The organism is Aliiroseovarius sp. S1339 (assembly GCF_023195695.1).
In the GTDB taxonomy this organism is placed as follows: domain Bacteria; phylum Pseudomonadota; class Alphaproteobacteria; order Rhodobacterales; family Rhodobacteraceae; genus Aliiroseovarius.
This window is the reverse complement of the sequence record NZ_JALPQG010000002.1, coordinates 18,497-37,402: the sequence shown is the minus strand read 5'-3', so window position 1 is coordinate 37,402 and position 18,906 is coordinate 18,497. Positions and strand designations below refer to the sequence as shown.

The 18,906-nt window shown below is 55.1% G+C and carries 19 protein-coding genes, 1 tRNA gene and 1 other annotated feature; of the genes, 13 read left to right on the top strand and 7 right to left on the bottom strand.

The annotated features are described in order from the left end of the window. Positions 1-11: 11 nt before the first annotated feature. From MUY35_RS03215 to MUY35_RS03200, 4 genes are all read left to right on the top strand, one after another. Positions 12-1,022 (top strand): flagellar motor switch protein FliM, encoded by a 1,011-nt coding sequence (locus tag MUY35_RS03215; RefSeq protein WP_248363899.1) that lies wholly within the window; start codon positions 12-14, stop codon positions 1,020-1,022. An 82-nt stretch (positions 1,023-1,104) separates the two neighbouring features. Next, positions 1,105-1,431: a TraR/DksA C4-type zinc finger protein gene (locus MUY35_RS03210; protein ID WP_248363898.1), complete on the top strand. Its 327-nt coding sequence runs from the start codon at positions 1,105-1,107 to the stop codon at positions 1,429-1,431. A 68-nt stretch (positions 1,432-1,499) separates the two neighbouring features. After that, positions 1,500-1,712: a hypothetical protein gene (locus MUY35_RS03205; RefSeq protein WP_248363897.1), complete on the top strand. Its 213-nt coding sequence runs from the start codon at positions 1,500-1,502 to the stop codon at positions 1,710-1,712. A gap of 165 nt (positions 1,713-1,877) precedes the next feature. After that, complete coding sequence (locus MUY35_RS03200) at positions 1,878-3,971, top strand: 3-hydroxyacyl-CoA dehydrogenase NAD-binding domain-containing protein (RefSeq protein ID WP_248363896.1); 2,094 nt, start codon at positions 1,878-1,880, stop codon at positions 3,969-3,971. A gap of 33 nt (positions 3,972-4,004) precedes the next feature. Here the strand turns inward: MUY35_RS03200 and MUY35_RS03195 are convergent, their stop codons facing one another. Further along, on the bottom strand, positions 4,005-4,220 hold the full coding sequence (locus MUY35_RS03195; protein ID WP_248363895.1) for a hypothetical protein: 216 nt from the start codon (positions 4,218-4,220) through the stop codon (positions 4,005-4,007). Between the two features lie 155 nt (positions 4,221-4,375). Here MUY35_RS03195 and MUY35_RS03190 point away from each other — a divergent pair, with 155 nt between their 5' ends. Continuing rightward, positions 4,376-4,633: a DUF2312 domain-containing protein gene (locus MUY35_RS03190; protein WP_248363894.1), complete on the top strand. Its 258-nt coding sequence runs from the start codon at positions 4,376-4,378 to the stop codon at positions 4,631-4,633. A 68-nt stretch (positions 4,634-4,701) separates the two neighbouring features. Here the strand turns inward: MUY35_RS03190 and MUY35_RS03185 are convergent, their stop codons facing one another. Then, the gene (locus tag MUY35_RS03185) at positions 4,702-5,577 is read right to left on the bottom strand and encodes a hypothetical protein (RefSeq protein ID WP_248363893.1); all 876 of its coding nucleotides are present in this window, start codon (positions 5,575-5,577) and stop codon (positions 4,702-4,704) included. A gap of 89 nt (positions 5,578-5,666) precedes the next feature. Between MUY35_RS03185 and MUY35_RS03180 the strand changes: the two genes are divergently transcribed. The 6 genes from MUY35_RS03180 (at position 5,667) to MUY35_RS03155 (ending at position 11,623) form a co-directional block, all read left to right on the top strand. Beyond that, complete coding sequence (locus tag MUY35_RS03180; RefSeq protein WP_248363891.1) at positions 5,667-7,328, top strand: iron ABC transporter permease; 1,662 nt, start codon at positions 5,667-5,669, stop codon at positions 7,326-7,328. Positions 7,329-7,375: 47 nt separating this feature from the next. After that, positions 7,376-7,451, top strand: a tRNA-Thr gene (locus MUY35_RS03175). A 206-nt stretch (positions 7,452-7,657) separates the two neighbouring features. Next, positions 7,658-8,107: a hypothetical protein gene (locus tag MUY35_RS03170; protein ID WP_248363889.1), complete on the top strand. Its 450-nt coding sequence runs from the start codon at positions 7,658-7,660 to the stop codon at positions 8,105-8,107. Positions 8,108-8,366: 259 nt separating this feature from the next. Then, positions 8,367-9,122: a phage Gp37/Gp68 family protein gene (locus tag MUY35_RS03165; protein WP_248363887.1), complete on the top strand. Its 756-nt coding sequence runs from the start codon at positions 8,367-8,369 to the stop codon at positions 9,120-9,122. Between the two features lie 12 nt (positions 9,123-9,134). After that, complete coding sequence (tcmP, locus tag MUY35_RS03160) at positions 9,135-10,274, top strand: three-Cys-motif partner protein TcmP (protein ID WP_248363886.1); 1,140 nt, start codon at positions 9,135-9,137, stop codon at positions 10,272-10,274. A gap of 167 nt (positions 10,275-10,441) precedes the next feature. Then, positions 10,442-11,623: a PIN domain-containing protein gene (locus MUY35_RS03155; RefSeq protein WP_248363885.1), complete on the top strand. Its 1,182-nt coding sequence runs from the start codon at positions 10,442-10,444 to the stop codon at positions 11,621-11,623. A 255-nt stretch (positions 11,624-11,878) separates the two neighbouring features. Here the strand turns inward: MUY35_RS03155 and MUY35_RS03150 are convergent, their stop codons facing one another. From MUY35_RS03150 to MUY35_RS03130, 5 genes are all read right to left on the bottom strand, one after another. Continuing rightward, positions 11,879-13,090 (bottom strand): hypothetical protein, encoded by a 1,212-nt coding sequence (locus MUY35_RS03150; protein WP_248363884.1) that lies wholly within the window; start codon positions 13,088-13,090, stop codon positions 11,879-11,881. A 166-nt stretch (positions 13,091-13,256) separates the two neighbouring features. After that, positions 13,257-13,472 (bottom strand): hypothetical protein, encoded by a 216-nt coding sequence (locus tag MUY35_RS03145; RefSeq protein WP_247037741.1) that lies wholly within the window; start codon positions 13,470-13,472, stop codon positions 13,257-13,259. 138 nt (positions 13,473-13,610) lie between these two features. After that, complete coding sequence (locus MUY35_RS03140) at positions 13,611-13,823, bottom strand: helix-turn-helix domain-containing protein (protein ID WP_248363883.1); 213 nt, start codon at positions 13,821-13,823, stop codon at positions 13,611-13,613. A 107-nt stretch (positions 13,824-13,930) separates the two neighbouring features. After that, positions 13,931-14,608 carry a hypothetical protein gene (locus MUY35_RS03135; protein WP_248363882.1) on the bottom strand — a complete coding sequence of 226 codons (678 nt, stop codon included), beginning with the start codon at positions 14,606-14,608 and terminating at the stop codon, positions 13,931-13,933. 55 nt (positions 14,609-14,663) lie between these two features. Further along, positions 14,664-15,827, bottom strand: a complete 1,164-nt coding sequence (locus MUY35_RS03130) for a tyrosine-type recombinase/integrase (RefSeq protein WP_348984493.1) — start codon at positions 15,825-15,827, stop codon at positions 14,664-14,666. A 501-nt stretch (positions 15,828-16,328) separates the two neighbouring features. Then, positions 16,329-16,384: a sequence feature (sul1 is cis-regulatory element that is thought to sense ions involved in sulfur or methionine metabolism; They are found in Alphaproteobacteria), on the top strand. A gap of 73 nt (positions 16,385-16,457) precedes the next feature. On the opposite strand from MUY35_RS03130, the gene MUY35_RS03125 reads away from it, so the two are divergent. Next, a complete protein-coding gene (locus MUY35_RS03125) occupies positions 16,458-17,954 on the top strand; it encodes a SulP family inorganic anion transporter (RefSeq protein WP_248363881.1) in 1,497 nt (498 codons plus the stop codon). Between the two features lie 12 nt (positions 17,955-17,966). Then, complete coding sequence (locus MUY35_RS03120) at positions 17,967-18,818, top strand: universal stress protein (RefSeq protein ID WP_248363880.1); 852 nt, start codon at positions 17,967-17,969, stop codon at positions 18,816-18,818. Positions 18,819-18,906 lie beyond the last annotated feature (88 nt).

The following is an 18,906-nucleotide window of genomic DNA, read 5'->3' as shown; positions in this document are numbered from 1 at the left end:
ACGGACCAGACATGGCTGACCCCGAAAAGATCAGCGCGATCCGCCAAAAGGCAGGTGCGCGCCGCCTGCCACCAGAGATTGCTCCGGTGACGGCAGCGGGCGCGCTTGGCACGGCGCTTGCGCGCGCGGGCGAAGCGACGGCGGGTCTGGTCATCACCGCGTCTGATGTTGCAGAAGACCGAACAGTTCTGTCTGCGCTTGAAGGCCAGATATCCGACCACGATCTGCTGGCTTTGGTCGAAGGGCCAGACAGCAGGTTCGGGATGTTGGTCGCTGATCCCAATCTGATCGCCGCGCTGATCGAAATGCAGACGGTCGGGCGTGTGCTGCCCGCGCCCGCGCAACCACGGCCCGCAACCCGAACCGACGCAACCATGTGCGCCGATTTCTTCGATCGCGTGTTGGAGGTCTTAGAGGCCGAACTGACCGCCGCGCACCCGCCCGTCGCCCCGTTGATCAGCGGTTATTGCTTCGCGGTGCGTCTGGAAGACTACCGCGCGGCGAGCATGGTCTTGCCTGATATTCCTTACCGGCGGTTCCAAACGACGCTTGATCTGGGCGAGGGCGGCAAGCAAGGTGCCCTGTCTTTGCTGTTGCCGTTCGCCGCGACGGGCCGAAACGGCCAAACGACTGCCACCCCTGCCACGGCTGGTGGGTCCGACACGCCCGGCATTGTTCTGGGGGCCCGCGCCGAACTTCACGCGGTTTTGCACCGTGTCAGCATGTCGTTGGACGAAGTGACCGCATTGGCACCCGGTATGACCGTGATCGTGCCGCGCGAGGCGCTGAGCACCGTGGCGCTTGAGGATATGAAAGGACAGGTGCTTAGCACATGTCGACTGGGGCAGGCAAAGGGTCAACGCGCGCTTCGAATTGGCACAGAATTGCCGGACGACAGCATGAGTTCGCAAGCCCAAGGGCTGTCGCATTCAGCCGACCCCGCGCCCGCCTTGTCGAAGGCCAACGGACCCACGCCTGCGGACAATGCTCAGCATGTTACGGCGACGCAAGAGCCGGTGTAATATCTGCCCCCGATCTGCTTGACCTGTATCAAAGCAACTCCACGCCCAAAGCCCCAATATCAAGTAGAAAAGGAGAGACGTTATGGTTGATGTGAGCAAGTATCGCAGCATGCTGCAAGCCCGCCTGAAAGAGCTGGACGTTCGACTGCACGAGATCGAAGCAGAGCTGGAGAGCCACAAATCCAAGGACTGGGAAGAGTTGGCAGTCGAGCGTGAAGAAGATGAAGTCCTTGAAGGCTTGGGCACTTCGGGGCAAGATGAGATTATCAAGATCAACGCAGCGCTTGCGCGGATGGATGACGACGAATTCGGTTACTGCGCCACCTGTGGCACCGAAATATCGCCAGAACGCCTTGATATCGTTCCTCATACACCGTTCTGCCGCGACTGTGCCGCGAAACACGCCTGATGTGCCGATAGTGCAGGCAAAGCACGCGCAATCGACCGAAATCAACAATCAGACCTTAGGAGGAGAAGATGGCATTTGAAGAACTTAAAGCCTCAATCAGCATGATCTTGGACGAAATTGCCAAGCGGCCCGAAGACCGTCATGTGTTGCAAGAACAGCTGCGCGAAAAGATTTCGGAGCTTGAAAAGATGGGTCAGCCAGTACCGGAGGATTTCCGCAAATTCGAAGCCGACCTTGAAGATGATGACGCCGATGATATTTTCGACAATTTGCCGGTCTGACCAAAACTTGTGCGCGTCTTTATCAAGGCGCGCCCGCTCAAATGCTGTGTCCTGCGCGCGGCATTATCGACCATCTGGTCTGGAATGATCAAGTTTTCGCCCCTAGGCCATTGACAAAAGGCGCTTTAATCTGGCGACTAAGTGCAGGCAGGGACGGAGGCGCAGATGACAGCACAAGTTCAATACGACGTCGTGGACGGCGTAGCCCTCATCAAAATTTCCAACCCTCCTGTGAATGCGCTTAGCCAAGTGATCCGGCAAGGCCTATTGGACGCGTTCGAACGCGCCGACAACGATGACAGCGTTGGGGCCATTGTCCTGTCGGCTGATGGCAAAACCTTTCCAGCGGGCGCTGACGTGCGTGAATTTGGCCGGCCGCGTGCAGCCCCCATCCTGTCAGATGTTTGTGCCCGGATTGAAGTCTGCAAAAAACCGGTCCTGGCCGCCATTCATGGTCACGCGCTGGGCGGCGGGTTCGAGTTGGCCTTGGCCTGCCATTACCGCATTGCGTTGGAAGGCACGACGCTGGGCTTGCCCGAGGTCAATCTGGGCGTTCTGCCGGGTGGAGGTGGCACGCAACGGGTGCCGCGCATCGTCGGCGCGAACGCGGCTTTGGACCTGATGATCACCGGAAAACCGATCTCGGCTGAACGGGCCGCCCAAATGGGCCTGATCGAAAAGGTAATCCACAATAATCTGGATCGCGCCGCGCTGGCCTCGGCCAGAAACATGATTTCGCAGGGCAGCCCTGCGCGTCCGACCCGCAACCGGGACGAAGGCTTGGCAAACCCGACCGGCTTTACCGAGGCCGTGCGGTCCTGGCGCGCCCGCGTCGCCGGAAACTTCGTGCCGTCTGTGCGTTGCATTGTGGATTGTGTGGAAGCTGCGCTTTTGTTGCCCTTCGACGCCGGGATCGCGCTGGAGCGCCAATGTTTTGACGACTGCGAAACGGGGGCCGAGGCCACCGCGCTGCGCCACGCCTTCTTCGCCGAACGCCGCGCCGCAAAAGTGCCGGAACTGGAAGGTGCCACTGTGCGCGATGTGTCCACCATCGGTGTTGTTGGCGCAGGCACAATGGGCACCGGAATTGCCATTGCTTGCCTTGACGCGGATTTCCCTGTGATCCTTGTCGAACGTGATGACGATGGGCTGACCCGCGGTGTGGACCGGATCAAGGACAATTACGAAAAATCCGTCGGCAAAGGGCGCATTGATCAAGCGACTGCCGACAAGCGCCTGTCGCGCCTGCAAGGTACAACCGATATGACCCGTTTGTCACAGGTCGATCTGGTCATCGAAGCTGTGTTTGAAGATGACGCGGTCAAACGCGGCGTGTTTGCCCAATTGGACGACGTTATGCGCCCGGGTGCCATTCTGGCGACCAACACGTCCTATCTGGACATTGACGCTTTGGCCGCGACCATTTCGCGCCCCGAAGATGTCGTCGGCTATCACTTCTTTTCGCCTGCGCATATCATGAAACTGCTCGAGGTCGTGGTCGGCGAAAAGACCCATCGTGATGTCGTGGCGACCGGCTTTTCGCTGGCCAAGAGGCTTTGGAAAGTTCCGGTGCGCGCTGGTGTTGCAGATGGGTTCATCGGCAACCGTATTTTGGCGGCCTACCGTTTGGCGGCCGATTTCATGCTGGAAGATGGCGCAAGCCCCGCGCAGATCGACGCCGCGATGCGCGCCTATGGCTTTCCGGTCGGACCGTATCAGGTGTTGGATATGGCCGGGCTTGATATTTCGTGGGCGCGCCGTAAACGGCTTGCCGCAACCCGTAACCCCAATGATCGCTATGTCGCGATTGGCGACAGGATGTGTGAAAAGGGCTGGTTCGGGCAAAAGGCCGGGCGGGGCTATTATGTCCACGGCCACGGGCTTGGGCCAGTCGAGAATGAAGAAGCGCTTGCGATCATTCAGGACGAGCGACGCAAGAAGGGCATCACCCCGCGCGCGTTCTCGGCAGACGAGATTCAGCAGCGGTGTCTGAATGCGATGGCCAATGAAGGTGCGCACCTGCTTGAAGAAGGTGTGGCACTGCGACCCTCGGATATCGATGTGGTTTTGCTGTATGGCTATGGGTTTCCACGGTTCCGTGGTGGCCCGATGATGGCCGCCGATCAGCGCGGCTTGTTGGCCGTACAGAAGGCGTTGAAGGCTTATCAAGAGGAAGAGCCGACATTCTGGGCCCCATCGCCGTTGTTTGATGAGTTGATCAAAAACGGACGGCATTTCAGCGATATGAATGGCGACTGATCGCGAATAAAAACCGCGCTGGGCTGTCCGTCGTTAGGACAAAGACACGCCCAAAATCACGCACATCAACCCGATGACAGACAGGGCCAACCCACCCATATTCAGCGCCATCGCCTTTTGCACACGGGCGCGCAGCGCAGCATCGTCAAGGTTTTCGCGCTTGGCTTTCATGACCCTGAAAGCGCTGGCCAGCAGTCCGACAAGCCCGCCGAACGACAAGATCGCTCCGATGATGATCAGCCATTCCATGGCGTCCTCCTTAGCTGTGGGGATCGCGTAGCGTGCGCGGCGCGTCTGCGCAACCCCCGGCGGCACATCGCCATCGCGCAACAATGCACGCCGCGCAGGTCTTGAAGCGGGCAGGGGGACGGGCTAATCAGGGGCAACCCGAAAAAGAGGATCCCATGGACGAAAATCAGGCCGACAACAGCTACCGCGTGACCGCCAACGAACTGCGCCAGTTCGTCGAGCGTATCGAACGGCTGGATATGGAAAAGAAAGACCTTGCCGATCAACAGAAAGAGGTGATGGCCGAAGCGAAATCGCGCGGCTATGACACCAAGGTGATGCGTAAGGTCATCGCGCTACGCAAACGCGACGCGGACGATATCGCAGAAGAAGAAGCGGTGTTGGAGATGTATAAAGAAGCGCTGGGCATGTAAGCCCAACCTTTCGCAAAGACCAGAAAACCCGCCCCACCGGCGGGTTTTCGTGTTTTCAGGTTATGATGTCAGGCCACCAATAGTGTGACACCGGGTATGCGCTCGATCTCATCCAGATCATGATCGTAGGCTTCGGTTAGTTCTTCGATCAGTTCCGCCGTCCAGCCCGGCAAGTCGATTTCCTCTTCGATCTCATCGGCAATCGCGTATTTTTCAAGAAAAGCCGCGATCACGCGACGGCGCTGCTCTGGGCTTGGGACCTCGGTTTTGGCCAAGTAGTCCTGCATCCGCTCAAACCCATCTTTCATCATGATGGGGCCGAGGATATCCAGCGTACCCTGTAACCCCAAGCTTTCGTCCACGCCAGTGATTGCGTGCATGATTTCAGGCCACAAAAGCGGGGTGTCTTCGTTGCACCAAACGGTCATCGGGGTGGTTGGGTTGGCCTCGCGGATTGACAGCAGCATGTCCGACCAACATAGATCGCGCGGCTCGATAGGTGCAAGAAGGGAGGCGCGGTTGGCCTCGGGCGCATCTTTCAGAATAGCGGGCACGAAGGTCGCTGGGTTGCGCATACCGATGAAAAAACTGACTTCGTGGTTGGCAAAGAGATTGCGCAACCAAGCCGTATTGCGTTCCGCCAAATGATAAAGCTGGCTGTGTTCGATCGACCGATGTGGCGCACCCATGAAGTTCTTATGGCCCAACACCAGCCGTTTGGCGTCATGGCTGTCGACGAACGTGTCCAGCAGCATCTCTTGCGTGGCGTCGTCCGCGCGCGCGCCTTGAAGTTTGACCAAGGCATCGGCTACCAGGCCACGATACCGCCCTGGGCCCGGCACCGCGACACCCTCTTTCGCCAATTGACCGCTGTTTTTCAGCAGAGATTTGATCAATTGGTCGTCATCCGTGCAATGGGCACCAAGATGGATAGAGATTTGCATTCAGGTATGGCCCTTGTTTCGCTCGAACCTGTGAAACATATGGTGGATTTCTGGACAGTTAAACCTGTTTCAGGTTAAACGGGCAATTGATGACTGACCAAAAGACTCAGATTGCAGCGCCACGTCGCGCAACCCGACTACCTGACCTTTGGTCGGTGGGGGCTTTCGTAATTGCGCTTTTGGTTCTTTTGCCGATCCTTTCGATTGTTTGGCTGGCGATGACGCCTGCCGAAAACGCGTGGCCGCACCTTCTGAATACGACGTTGCCTCGCTATGTCTCAAACACGCTGCTGCTATGCGTGACCGTGGGCAGCCTGTCGGCCGCAGTGGGCACCGGCTCGGCTTGGCTGATTACGATGTATCGCTTTCCCGGCGCGCGCTGGTTAGAGTGGTTGTTGCTGACCCCGCTGGCAATCCCCGCCTATGTGGGTGCCTATGCGTTGGTGGATTTCATGGAATATGCCGGGCCCGTGCAGACAGGTCTGCGCGCCATTATGGGCTGGGACAGCGCGGCAGATTACTGGTTCCCGCAGATCCGGTCGCGCTGGGCGGCAGTTGTTGTTCTGGCAGCGGCCTTGAACCCCTATGTGTTCTTGCTGGCGCGTGCAGCGTTTCGCGAACAATCCGGTGATGCCTATGAGGTCGCGCGCGCCCTTGGCGCTGGCCCCTTCGCGCGCTTCTGGCGGGTGGGTATGCCGCTGGCACGTCCCGCCATCGCAGCAGGCGTTGCCATTGTGATGATGGAAACGGTGTCGGACTTCGGCGTCGTCGATTATTTCGCCGTGCAGACCCTGACGACCGGTATCTTCACCGTCTGGCTTGAAAGCCACAACGCCGGAGGTGCCGCGCAGATCGCGATGGTGATCCTGGTGTTTGTATTCCTTCTGGCGGCACTGGAGAAGATCAGTCGATCCCGCAGCCGGTTTTATCGCATGTCGCGCCAAAGCCGCCCGGTCGAGGCGCGTGCGCTCAGTTTTTGGCCCGGCATCGGCGCGCTGATCGCCTGTGCAATACCCTTCATTGTGGGTTTTGTCCTGCCGGTTGGTGTTCTGATCGGCCATGCCGTCGCCAAACCGGAATACTGGCTGTCAAACGGACTTTTCTCGGCGCTGTGGCACACCCTGACGGTCGGAAGTATCGCCGCAGTTGTGACCGTCACCGCCGCGCTGTTCCTAGTCTATGGAGTGCGGCTATCGGGCCATGCGTTGCCACGCAAGCTCATGCCACTGACGACAATTGGCTATGCCGCGCCGGGTGCCGTATTGGGGATTGGCATTTTGATTCCGATGGCCGCGACCGACAACGCGCTTGCCGATGGCGTGCTAGCTGTGACCGGCTGGGATCCGGGCCTGATGATGACGGGCACGGCGTTTGCGGTCATCTATGCCTATTGCGTGCGGTTTTTTGCGATCGCACAGGGGGCCGCTGACGCTGCGATCGAACGTGTGTCGCCAAACTTGCCGATGGCCGCGCGATCACTGGGTCGTTCTGCCCGTGGTGCCTTGTCAGAAGTTTATGTCCCCCTGATCCGAAGTTCCGTGGGCACCGCGCTGCTGCTGGTCTTTGTGGATAGCGTGAAAGAGCTCCCCGCAACACTGCTTTTGCGCCCCTTCAATTACGGCACGCTGGCCACGCGCGTTTACGAGCAAGCCTCGCTCGAACAACTCGGCCAGGCCGCACCACCCGCGCTAATGGTCATCGCCGTGGGCCTATGCGCCGTCGCCCTGATGGCGCGTGCGAGCCGCCGCTAAACCTTTTGCTTGAACCCCGCCGCAGAACCCCTTAAATGCGCACCAGTGCCCCTATAGCTCAGCTGGTAGAGCAACTGATTTGTAATCAGTAGGTCCGCGGTTCGAGTCCGTGTGGGGGCACCATTTTACAAATAAAATCAGTGTCTTGCGTGATTCTTCGATGCGGCAATAATCGACCTAAAAAATCCGGAAGCATATCGGAAGCAGGTTTTAGGTTGTGGCAGGAGAGTTACGGTCAAGTGATAGATTCGGATTGCTGCTTTCATTCAACAGGCTTCTCGGTACTGAAGAAATGCTACCGTAGTAAAAATTGAAGAAGGGCACCGGTAATGCTCAACAAATCCACTCTAATTGCGAGCCTCTTAATGGCGCTGTCGAGTTCCCCATTGGCCGCGCGTGAGACTGTTCTTTATTGCGTTGCCAAACACACGGTGGGAATGATCGCCGAGAACGGAGACTGGAAGCCGACCTACGAAAACGAAGCATCGGGTAAAAGATATACCATCCGCTTTTCTGACGACTTCAGTCAGGTTGTTGGGGTGGAAGGCACTGACACCGCTTACAACTGTCAGCGCGCGTTTCCGAACAAAGCTCCGGATGTCGTGACATGTCTAAACTCTAGAGTTTTGACTATGGTATTTAATTACTCCACAGAAACTGGACGGTTCCTTCTCAGCATGGTTTCGCCCGGTGGCTGGCTTGGCGTGGATACGAAGAGAACCCATGAAATTGGTTTGTTAAGTGATCATATTGTAATGGGCGAATGCCAGAGTTTTTAACTTTGGCGGTGTGAGGTGTGCGAATGCGCCCAACAGGCACATCGGCCCTTTGCTGACGTTGAGAGTGATCGGCGGTTCGGCTGTGCCACTTGACAGAAGCTGATCTTCATTCAGAGTGCAGCAATCTCGTCTTCAGACCGTCAATTCTAGACAACAGAGGTCCTATCATGGTGTTTCACTTTTTGGCCATTCAGCTAGAAAATGAGTTCCTTGATCGCCCACTCTACTCTAGACTTATCCACAAAAAGGATCGAGTAGCATGGCACAGAAATCCGAAATTGAGTGGACAGATGCGACATGGAACCCAGTTACGGGTTGCACAAAAATCGGCCCTGGCTGTGACAATTGCTATGCAGAGCGGTTTGCAGAACGCTGGCGCGGCATCGAGGGGCACCCCTATGAGCAAGGCTTCGATCTACGCTTGTGGCCGTCTCGCCTAGGCCAGCCCGCGCAATGGAAAAAACCTCGCATGATCTTCGTCAATTCGATGAGCGATCTATTTCACAAAGACATTCCTAAATCGCATATCGACGCCGTTTTTGACGCAATGGAAGCTGCTGATTGGCATGTTTATCAGGTGTTAACAAAGCGTTCTTCACTAATGCGAAACTACGTCAAGACCCGTTACGAAGGCGCAAGTGTACCGTCACACATATGGATCGGTGTCTCTGTCGAAGACAGCGGGCACAAAAGCCGGATCGAACACCTTCGCCAAATTAATTCTGACGCGCGGTTCATTTCGTTTGAGCCGCTGTTGGGGCCAATTGGCGAGGTGGACCTTTCAGGTATCGCATGGGCAATTGTCGGCGGCGAGAGCGGGCCTAGAGCGCGTCCTATGGAGGCCCCATGGGCAACCGAACTACGTCTCGCCTGTGAGCACTTCGACGTAGCATTCTTCTTTAAGCAATGGGGCGGTGCGCGACCAAAATCTGGGGGGCGGACCCTTGAAGGTGAAGAGTGGAATGGTTTCCCATGGCAGATTGTTCCCAAAGCGATCATGGCTGAGTTACATTAGTGAAAGAATTTAATGGCCGCAGATGTAGAGCTTTACCGCGATCGAGAACAATCGTTCATCAAACATCAATTTTTGACTAAATACCTGCAAGCCGCAGCCTATAAGACGCTGCAAGGGCATTCGCAGACATTTAATTTCGTTGACGCCTTCGCTGGACCTTGGAAGGTATCCGACGAAGCGAAGTATTCCGACGCCTCGTTCGACCAAGCCATCAACACGCTCGAAGCTGTGCGTGCCGATCTCGGCAAAAATGGCGTCGCCGGTTTGAAAATCAGGTTTTGCTTCTGTGAACAGCGTCCTGACGCTGTTGCTCGTCTGCGCGAATACGCTGCTACGAAAAGTAGGTTCGAAATTCACATCTTCGAAGGTGCGTTCGAAGACAATTTGGACGGTATCGCTGCAAAACTGCCTGATGGTTTCACGTTCACATTTATTGACCCAACCGGATGGAATATTCGAAACGAAGAGGTGTTCCGCTTCCTTCGCAGTCAAGGTGGGGAATTCATGCTGAATTTCATGTCTGACCACATCAATCGTCACGCTGAGTATGAAGAGGTAGCGGCATCGTTTGGGAGATTCCTTGCAGATGCACAGTGGGCTGAAGAATTTGTTCATTTGCCCAGTGACTGGGGCAACGAACGAAAGATGCTACACCTGATGAAAGAGGCGATGCGGTCGCACAAAATCGCGACCTATGTTCCTGACTTTTCAATCATGGTGCCGAAGAAAGAGCGCGTGAAAATGCGGCTGATCCTCGGCACGCACAGCCCCAAGGGTCTTGAGGTCTTCCGAGACGTTCAAGAGAAAGTCGAAAAACAAGAAATGGAAATGCGTCACAACCTTCGCGAAGGCGACAATCCACAAATCAGTCTGTTTTCAGCAGAAGACGTTGTGGCGTTCCAGCAGGAGCAAAAGGGGGTTGGTTGCAAGGCGAACCGAGACATCGCAGAAACCGCTATCATCGACTTCCTGCGAGGTCGTAGCCACGCTTTTCCTGGCCCAATGTTCAACATTGCGATGGAAACCGTTCCGATTAGGCGAACACAACTGAATCAGCTGTTAATGGACATGCGTCAGCGCGGCGTCGTCCACTTCGATCTTCCTGCGCGCAAGCGTGTGCCGCAGAAGGATACACAGATTGCTTTGGCTTAGCGTTATGGCCTTTAATTGTGATGGGACGCAGTGTTAATCAAGCTCCAATGCGGGTATAGCTCAATGGTAGAGCATTTGCTTCCCAAGCACGTGGCGATTGTTCGATTCCGTTTACTCGCTCCAATTCCCATAGCGCAGTCTTTGTACCGTGCGACGAGGTCTTTGACATGCCTATTCTAAGCGACGAACAACTTGTGGCTTTGCTGGCGGAAAGCCGTATTACTGCCATTTCAGTCGACACCAGCATATTCGATCAAAAGCGCCTACAGCTTAACTCGGCATCAATGCAGGCTTTGGCCGGGTTGAAAGATCGCCCATTCGATTTTTTGCTATCCGGTACTGTCGCAAAGGAAGTCCTAACCCATCTTGAAAAAGCAGCAGCCGAAGCACTGCAATCAGCAAAGAAGTCGATAGGAAAAGCACTTTTTGCGTTTGAAACGAACCAACCTGAACGGGAGGCCTTACTTGCTCAGATTTCTGGTGGGAGAACGCCGCTTGAAGCTTCCATTCAGCGCTGGGACAAATATATCAAAGACACAGGTTGTGAGGTGCTCAACGATACGGATTTGGTGAGTATGGCGACCATCTTTGATGGTTACTTTTCTGGTGAACCGCCCTTCGGTTCGGGAAGAAAGAAAGCTGAATTTCCAGATTCTTTGGCGCTCAACGCCCTTGAACGAGTAGCAGTTGAACGCAACATAGGCATTCTGGTGATCTCAAAGGACGGCGACTGGAAAGAATTCTGTGAAAAATCTAGTCGTTTGTACTTGGTGCCCGAGATTGAACGTGCACTTTCCCTTATCACCAACGCTCCGCTAGGCCTAAGAACGACGATTTCGACATGGCTTCAAGAAGGCGAGGACAGCTTAGTTGAACTCCAGAGCGATATTTCTGCAGAAGTGGAACGTCTCGAATTTACCGCCAATGCCCACCCAACACATGGGGAAGTCGAATTGTCTACTTGGGCGGGTGAACTCAAGAGTTTGGAGTGGCCCGGCGAAGATGAAATCGATTTCATCGAATTGCCGGAAACCGGTGATAAAGAAATGCTGAGAGTGGTTGTCAGTTTGCCTTTAAACCTAATGGTGAAGGTTCCTGTCGAGCTAAGTTTCTCGATCTGGGATAGCGTCGACAAAGAATCTCTCGGGATGGGTGGTCGCATGATCGAAGTTGACGAAGAGCTCGAGGTGCGCACGACCGTCACGCTCGATGTGCATTGCTTTGGCACCGAGGATGAAGAAGTTGTGTTTGTGGAGAGTGAATTGGACAGCCTATATCACGAGATCGAACTCGGCGAGGTCGATGTCTACGATCTGCAAGACTTGTTTGATGTGAACGAAGAAGATTGACGACGGCGTGTCACAAGATATCAAATTCTGTTTTACTTCAATGGCAGCTTTGATGGCGCCGCGCCACTGAATCCCATGTTGCAGCGAATGACCGCAATCCGCCCAAGTCATCTGTGGGAGCCTTAGGAAAACTTGGCGAACCGTACATAACATAAGCGCCCTATGTTACATTACATAAGGCGCTTACTGGGTTCTGTCGGCCCCTATGTAAGGTAACATTACGTAGCCACTTGCCTGACCACCCTTACATATACGTTACGTAGGCGGCTCACCTGTTTTCCTTACAAACACATACCGGTCCTTGGCGTCCTGCAACTGCTTGGCGGACCGCTCTGGGTTGTCGTTGGCGGTTGCGGTCATTCGTTCGGCAATGCCGTTGAACGCGGTGGGCAGTTCTTCGTGATCCCACCCTTCCAGTGCCGCGATGGTAATGGATGTGCCTGTGATCTGTTTCAACAAGCTGGCGATATGTTCCACGCGGTGAACTTCCTTCATGGGGTTGGGGTCCGCCCCACTGCGCATCTCGATCAGGTCGTCATTCATTTCGGCGCAAACAACATCCCAAATTGGATGATTGGGCCAACGTGAGCGGTTGCTGTCGGACGGGTCAGGTTCGGTGTATCGGACCAGCTCGCCCGTTGACCGGCACAGGTCGCCGTAACGGTCAAAGAATTGTTCCCATGTACGAATGCCCCAGCGGTCTTTCAGAAGGTCTTTGCCCGCGCGGAATTCGACCCGCCAGACTTGGTTGTGCTTGGCTTTGTTCGCATCAGGGGTCAGGGGGCCGGTCGGCTGTCCCTTATGTAAGGTAACAGCCGCGTTGGTGTTGCCCAGACCGTTACGTAACGTGTGGTTCCAAATGTCCCACCAGTAGGTCTTGCCACGGGCGATCACCTCGGACCGTTTGTTGTAAATGATCACTTGCCGGTTTGCGATGCTGCCCGCCGTGACCGATGTTTGCCAACCGGACTTCCCGTGTGCCACCACATCGTCATATGTAATGTTATCGCGCCGACCTGTTGAACTGTGCATCACCAGATTGTCGGGTTTCAGGATCAGACTGTTCACCAGTACATCCACACAAAAGTCTGCCCGCGATATGCTCACATCATCGGGGCCAAAGCGAACGCCCAGACGGTCCAGTACACGCTCACAATGCGCCTTGGCCGCGCCCAGGCCATAAGTCGCCAGAAAGAACGAACCGAAGGTGATGCGAATGCCCCACTTGTCCCGCGCGTTGGGCTTTTTGATCGCCCAGCTTGCGCCATCGCGACCACCATCCAGTAAGAAACGATAGCCTTTCCCGCCATAGGGTTTGAGCAAGAATTGCAGCCCCTCATAGGTGATCAGGATTTCGCGTTGTTCATCCTCGGCAATCGCTTTCTGCGCGTCCAGATATTCAAACAGCTTGGGGCCGATATTGGCCTGAATAGACAGCGCCAGAGTGTCAAAGCCACGATGCAACACGGTGTAATCTCCCGGCGGTTCTGTATTTCCAGAGGGGGGTGCTACTATCACCCCCCTCTTGGGGGTCGCCCCATTCGACCGGCGGGATGCGCCGCGCTGGTGGGAGCCTCCGGCGGGGTAGCTTTTGTTTTGGGGCCGTGAGTGGTGTTCGGTGTTCAGGTTCGGTTTAGTCATTGGTCTGTCTCGCAATCCAATTCTCGGCGCGTTCCGCGCATTTGGCGATGTTCAGAAGGTCCGCATGGGCATAGCTTTGCGTGCTGTGCCAATCGCCCTGGCCGTCCTTGTAGGAGCGTGTGAAGTCGACGGAATAGAAGCTGTCATTCTTCCAGATGGTGGCTGTGATCAGGCCAAGCCTGAACTTGAAGGCGGGTTGGTTGGACATGGTGTCCCTTTCCTTGGTTTAAGTTGTTGGCAGACATAGAATGGGCGCGAGGTGGCGACACCCCGCGCCCCGTTTGAAAGCCTCTCGGCCCCAAAATCCCCGCAACCGCTACCAACTGTTGCGGGGCAAAACTGAATGTCAGATGGTCTGCGAGGTGTTGGACACCGTGCGGTCCGCGATCCACTTTTCCAGATCAGCGCGGCGATAGCGGATCGACCGGGCGGACACTTTCACAAAGTCCGGTCCGCCGCCGCGATGTCGCCAGTTCTGCAAAGCGCGGACGGAATAGCAAAGGATCGACGCGGCTTCGCGTTCGTCAATAAGTTGGTCAGGTTGATAAGCGCGTGTCATGTTCACCTCGTTGTCGCTCGTTGCGTTGAGATGACAATGAAGCGTTTTGGAAACGTCCAGTAACATCACATAGGGATTTTTTCAGACCCTATGTGATGTGGAACAAATCAATCTCTACGGAGCACCCGATTGATGCGATTTCCAAGTGCAATTGGTGTGCCGAAACTACCCGGCACGAATTCGTCAAGAAATGCCTTCGCCATAAGAAAGAATTTGCCGTTGAACTCGTCTTTAGCAGTTTCGTCGCGGTAGCAATGAGAACGTGCCGAATGCCCTGTTTCCGTTTCATACAATGCTGCCAAGTCAATGAGCATTTGATCTAGTGAAGGGTTCAAACTGCCTTTTTTAACACCTTTGGTCGAGTTGAGGTGATCTAACTCACCGTGACAAACTTCGAGAATTCTCTCGCATGCGAGCTTTGCTTGCTCCAATGTTTCATCAGTGGGGGGCAAGTCCTGATCCTTGTTGAAAAAGTCGAAACCTTCCCACCTGTCATCATGCGTAATATGATCCAACTGCGTGTTGATATCGCGTACAACTTGATCATGCAGTTCAGTTAGCGCACTTAAAAATCCCGAAGTTTTATCGCGAAGCCGAGAAACTTGCGTACGACGCTCCTTTCGCGTGACCTGCGGGGTGTTCGCCAAGTAACGTTCGTATCGGGTCAAGAAATGCACCAACCTATCTTTGAACAGGTGAATTTCACGTTGCCCTTCAATGAGTTGGTGGAGCCTGTCGACAATCTCGTCCGAAACCCGTTCGGCAATTTCTTCTCGTGAGCTCATTCCAAGCTAACATCTTTCAATTGGCTGAATATTTCTTGCCTACAATCTAGATGGGTTACGCCACACTTCCCAGCGCACTTGCAAGTCGATTGGCAATCTGTCCCGCTGCTTTCTGCACGGCATCATCTGAAAGGTGCGCATAGCGCAACGTCGTGGATAGGTTCTTGTGACCAAGAATTTCTTTCAAGGTGAACGGATCAATCCCATTCATAACCGCGACCGATGCATAGGTGTGTCGCAGGTCATGCACGCGCACATCGCTCAATCCGGCCCGTTCCCGAATTTTGCGCCACGGCTTCTGTAGGTCGTTGTAGTAACCGTCTGCATGCGTCCCTAAGATCACGTAGGGGTTGCCCTCACGACGTTCTAAGGTGTCAAGAAGCGCGCGACCTTCGCGGGGCAGGGGGATGCGTCGTCGCCCCGTTTTACTGTCTGGCAGTTCCAGATGGGTGCGGGTGACGTAATCCCATTTCAACTTCTGGATTTCCCCAAGGCGACACCCTGTCAGCAACAGCAAATAGAAGGCGGCAAAAACGTATCGCGTGATTTCTTCGTTTTGCAGCATGTTCGCCAGAACCGTGCCAAGCCGTTCTTGTTCGCCTTCGTCCAAATAGCGTTTCTTTTCTTCCTCCGGATAGCGTTTGATGCGGCGCGTTGGGTTGGAGTTCATTGCTCGTAATCCCCAATCCTCGGCAAGGTTCAGCATTTTGGATAGAACCATAACCCCACGATTGGCTTGATAGGGCGTATCGCGTCGTTTGAGGTGAAACGCTTGAATGTCGGTGAAGGTAATCTCGGAAACCTTGATGCTACCAAGAACGGGGTTCACAACCCCGCGCAGCATGTTGCGATAGTCGTATAAGGTCGTGGGCTTGCAATGCAGTGCCACATGGTCCGTCAGGAACCGTTCGCCTAGTTCTTTGATCGTGGGGCTGCGCAGACGCGCCTTGCGTTCGGCTGAGGGGTCAGACCCCCGCGCCACGTCCGCTTGCACCAGCTTAGCGTCCTTGCGAGCTTCCTCGGCGGTCAGAACGCCATGTTGTCCGAGGTTCTTTCGCCGTGTCCGTCCGTGCAACCGATACTGCACCACATAGACCCGTCGCCCAGTTGGATAAATTCTAACACCAAAGCCCGCCAACTCATCATCCCAAAGGATGCGTTCTTTGGGTTCTGGTGATAAGCTCTCAACAAGTCGTTTGGTCAGTTTTGGCATCGTCATTCCTACTCTTGATCACGAAATCCGGAAGCATATCGGAAGCACTGTGCAGCGTTTCGTGGCGTTCAAGATGTAGGGTGGGCGTGCGAGCCGTCAATAAAAACTGTTTGTATTCATGCATTTATGACGGTTTGGCGAGGTGCAGCGAAAACCGGCGAAAACCCATTTTGGCCGTTTGTAATCAGTAGGTCCGCGGTTCGAGTCCGTGTGGGGGCACCATTATTTATGGCAATAACAAATGAACGTATGATTCTGCGAAGCTGTGTGAATCATCTTTAACATCTGAAATCCGGCTTGGCGCTGCTGTAAGCTCTGTACCGTCAACGGTAGATTTGGATAGCCGATCTTTCAGGTCTCTGCATCCCTAAGACGATTTATTAAGTTTCTTGATTTACCAGTCAAAACCCGACCCCCTTTTTCCATCGGCTCATCCAAATAACTTTACAGCGGCCCTTTGACCCTTGAGATTTCCCCGGAAATCAAGTTTATGCACTGCTGATAGCATTAGGACCCGGTGAAAGTCCGGGTGGCTCTTCTGGCCGCTGATCCGCCGGACAACCCTTTAAATATGCTCAAGTTGCACTGCCGGATCGCCTTGCGAAAGACATCCCGACAAAGGGTATTGGACTATTCATGATTTCACTTTCTGACTACCAACAACAATGGTTTGGCAACATTCGCGGCGATCTGCTTGCTGGTCTCGTCGTCGCCTTGGCGCTGATCCCCGAGGCGATCGCCTTTTCCATCATCGCAGGCGTGGACCCGAAAGTGGGGCTTTATGCCTCTTTCTCGATCGCGGTTCTGATCGCCTTCACAGGTGGGCGGCCCGGCATGATCTCGGCCGCCACAGCCGCCACCGCAGTGCTGATGGTCACGCTGGTGAAGGATTATGGCCTGGAATATCTGCTTGCGGCGACCGTTCTGGCGGGGCTGCTGCAGATCGGGGCGGGGCTGCTGAAGCTCGGGCGCTTCATGCGCTATGTGTCGAAATCCGTGATGACGGGATTTGTGAATGCGCTGGCCATCCTGATTTTCATGGCGCAACTTCCGGAACTCAACTTGGGCAATGCCGGTGTCACTTGGCTGACCTATGCGCTGGTCGCGGCGGGCCTGGCCATCATCTATCTGTTCCCTCGTATCACGAGGTCGGTGCCATCTCCGCTTGTCACGATCATCGTTTTGACAGCTCTTGTGCTGATCACAGGATGGGAGGTGCGGACCGTGGGCGACATGGGCGCTCTGCCGGATACGCTTCCGGTCTTCCTGATCCCGCAAATTCCGCTGACATTCGAGACGCTGCTGATTATCTTTCCTTATTCATTGGCTGTCGCCGTTGTCGGTCTGTTGGAAAGCCTGATGACGCAGAATATCGTCGATGATCTGACCGATACCAAATCCAACCGAAATCAGGAATGTATCGGTCAAGGCATTGCCAACACGGCGACCGGTTTTATCGGCGGCATGGCGGGCTGTGCGATGATCGGTCAGTCTATTATCAACGTGAAATCTGGTGGTCGTGGCCGTCTTTCGGCCTTCACCGCAGGCGCTGTGCTGCTGATCCTTGTCGTCGGATTGGGCGATCTGGTCGCGCGTATTCCGATGCCTGCATTGGTCGCGATCATGATCATGGTGTCCATCGGCACGTTCTCGTGGTCGTCAATCAAAGATCTGCGGGTGCATCCGCGTTCGTCATCCATCGTGATGATCGCAACGGTGGTCACTGTGGTTTATACCCACAACCTTGCCATCGGCGTGTTGGTTGGCGTTCTGCTGTCCGGCATCTTTTTCGCGGGCAAGATTGCCCAGCTGTTTCGCATTTCGTCGACCATTTCTGCGGACGGGCGCGAACGGACATATGTGCTTGAGGGTCAGCTATTCTACGGCTCGACCGAAGATTTCGCAGATGCTTTCGATTTCAACGAAGCGCTTGATCGTGTCACCATCGACGTTAGTCAGGCTCATATCTGGGATATCAGTTCTGTGCAGGCGCTTGACATGGCAATCCTCAAGTTCCGTCGTGAAGGCGCGACGGTTGAGGTCATCGGTTTGAACGAGGCGTCAGAGACCATCGTTGACAAGCTTGCCATCCATGACAAGCCGGGCGCGATGGACAAGTTGATGGGGCACTGAGGAAGGAACGACATGGACAAGATACTCACGCTGCTGGACGGCTCGGCTTATTCCGAGAGCGTCTGCCACCATACAGCCTGGATCGCGCAAAAGCTGAATGCTGATGTTGTGGCGATGCATGTGCTTGGTCGCCGCGAGGGCTCGGCATCCCCGGACCTTTCAGGGGCCCTGCGCCTTGGTGCCCGGTCAGCACTGCTGGAAGAGCTTTCGACGCTTGACGAACAATGGGCCAAGCTGGCGCAGACGAAAGGCCACGCCATTCTGGAAGATGCGAAGGCCATTCTGGAGCAAGATGGCGTTCCCGACGTGAGCTTGCGGTTGCGCAAAGGCGATCTGTTGGATGCTGTGCGCGAGGTCAAAGACGACATTCGCGCAATCATCATCGGCAAACGGGGCGAGGGTGCAGATTTTGCTACGGGACACCTCGGGTCGAACCTAGAGCGGATCGTGCGTACCTCAACCGTGCCGGTGTTCGTGGCCTCGCGAGAATTCAAGCCCATCACGAAGGTTCTTGTCGCCTATGATGGAAGCGCCAGCGCTAAAGTTGCGATTGAGCGCATGTCGACAAGCCCGGTTTTCGAAGATCTCGACGTTTGCGTGCTTTGTATTGGGCAGGAGCAAGCCAGTGCTCAGATGATTGCTGAAGAAGCGGTTACCAAGCTGAAGGCTGCCAATATCTCGGCGTCGCCGCGTATTGCCGTCGGAGAACCTGATGAAGTTCTGGCCAAGCTGGTCGCAGACGAAGGCTTCAATCTTCTGGTCATGGGCGCATATGGCCATAGTCGGATCAGGCAGTTGATCATTGGATCGACCACGACGGCAATGATCCAGACGGTGAAAATTCCGGTGCTTCTGTATCGCTGAGGGTTTGCTGAGGCGTAGCAGACTAGCGCCGATAAAAAGACTAGCCGGGCGCGGTAACAAAGACCGCGACCGGTAAATACCGATGCTT